The sequence below is a fragment of the Ilyobacter sp. genome, from assembly GCF_041583315.1.
In the GTDB taxonomy this organism is placed as follows: domain Bacteria; phylum Fusobacteriota; class Fusobacteriia; order Fusobacteriales; family Fusobacteriaceae; genus Ilyobacter.
Window position 1 is genome coordinate 1 of the sequence record NZ_JBFHGC010000536.1, and the last position, 1,951, is coordinate 1,951.

Consider the following 1,951-nt stretch of genomic DNA (forward strand, 5'->3'; position numbering starts at 1 on the left):
CCAAAAATGAAAGTTTATTTGGTGAGACAGAATCTGATAAGAAACCTGTTTTGAATTATAAACAGGTTTCGCCTGGAAAAATAGTCAAAACAACAGTGGAAAAAGATTTTTCAAGATACAAACTATCCAATAATATGGAGGTAATTCTGAAAAAAACGGATTTTGACCAGGACAGGATACTTATAAAACTCTTTAGCAAGGGAGGGAGCTCCCTCATGGATGAAAAAGGGTATCTTGCGTCAAAGATGGCTCCCCAGATAATAATCTCTTCTGGTCTTGGAAATCTTTCTCCTGTGGAAACGGATATCTTCATGAAGGGGAAAAATATACAGTTTAACCCCTATATATCTGACTACAGTGAAGGCATAGATATAGAAACTGACAGGGATAACCTTGTTACCACCTTGGAGATTCTAAATGCCTTCCTCACAAGTCCAAAGGTTGACATGGATATATATAATAATTTTATGGAGCTTCAGAGACAGCATATAAAAAACAGGGAAAATTCACCTAAGACTCTGTTTATGGATAAAATAAGGGAAACTTTGTCACAGAACCATCCCAGAAGAAAACCTATTACCCTGGAAGACCTGGATAAGGTGGGGGAAAAGGATCTTATAGAGGCATTTAAGGACAGATTCTCCAGTATAGGGGATTTTCAGATGATCATAGTGGGAAGTACAAAAGATATGGATATGGAAAATCTTATGAAAAAATATCTGGCTGGAATTCCGTCAAAGGACATTACAGAAGTACCGAAAAATCTGGGGATAAAATCTCCAGAAGGAATAATAAAAGAAAGTGTAAATAAAGGGACAGATAAAAAAGTGGCCGTTACCTTGGTTTATCCCTATAGAGGTGAGTACACCTATGAAAACAGGGTAAAATATCTTGGTACGGCAAAAATACTCGACATGATACTATTGGAGGAGATAAGGGAAAAAATAGGAGGAATCTATACAATATATGCTGATACAGATTTGAGTCCCCTGAATTTCCAGGAAAATTATCTCACTATAAGTTATAGTACCGATCCTGAGAAAGTCGATATGGTTACCCAGGAAGTGAAAAAAGTTCTTCACAAGGTTTTAGATGGGAAATTTGAGGAAAGAATATTAAAAAGTATCGTTGAAAACTACTCTTTTAATTATGATTCGGTTCTGAAGAAAAATGAATTTTGGATTGATTATATAAGCAAAAGAGAGGGATACGGAGATAATTTCAGAATCTTTAATCCTGAAAAATATAAAAAGACCTTAACCAGAGAAAAAATGATAAAATTTATGAACTATGCTGTGGACAGAGAAAATTATACAGAAGTAAGACTCATCCCTGAGAAGTCTCAGTAGGATTTACAGAGAAAAAGACAGGTCACACGACCTGTCTTTTTAATATGCTATTTCAGCAAAGAAGCTACAAAATCTTCTATTTCATCTTTGTTTCCGTCTGTTTTTTCGATAACTTTTACAATGGCACTTCCCACTATAGCTGCATCGGCATATGTGTTTACCTCTTCCACCATCTTATTGTGTGATATTCCGAATCCAAGAGCCACTGGAATATCAGTGTATTTTTTTATTTCACTAACTATCTCAGCGGCCTTATTACTGATAGTATCCCTTGTCCCTGTTACTCCGAATGAAGAGATACAGTAGACGAATCCGGTGGCATCCTTTACGATGCTCTCTATCCTGTCTCCAGAGTTAAGAGCTACCAGAGGGATTATGCTTACCGCTGGATTTTTTGGAAGTTCTCCTTGCTCTTCCATGGGAAGATCAGGGATGATAAGACCGTCGATACCTGTTTCCTCACATTTTTTCAGAAACTCTTCTCCGCCGTAATTGTGTATAGTGTTGTAGTAGACTAAAAAAACCAGGGGTATCTGACTCTGTTTTCTTATTTCAGTAACTGCATCAAATATTTTCTGAATACTTATGTCCTTGGACAGAGC

Annotated in this window: 2 protein-coding genes; one reads left to right on the top strand and one right to left on the bottom strand. The window is 36.6% G+C overall.

Annotated features, from left to right (window positions below; genetic code table 11):
- Positions 1-1,349 (top strand): M16 family metallopeptidase (locus tag ABZA26_RS13915; RefSeq protein WP_372715095.1); only part of this gene is annotated, 1,349 nt, incomplete at its 5' end.
- A gap of 47 nt (positions 1,350-1,396) precedes the next feature.
- Here the strand turns inward: ABZA26_RS13915 and trpA are convergent.
- On the bottom strand, positions 1,397-1,951 hold a 555-nt coding region (gene trpA, locus ABZA26_RS13920), incomplete at its 5' end, for a tryptophan synthase subunit alpha (RefSeq protein ID WP_372715096.1).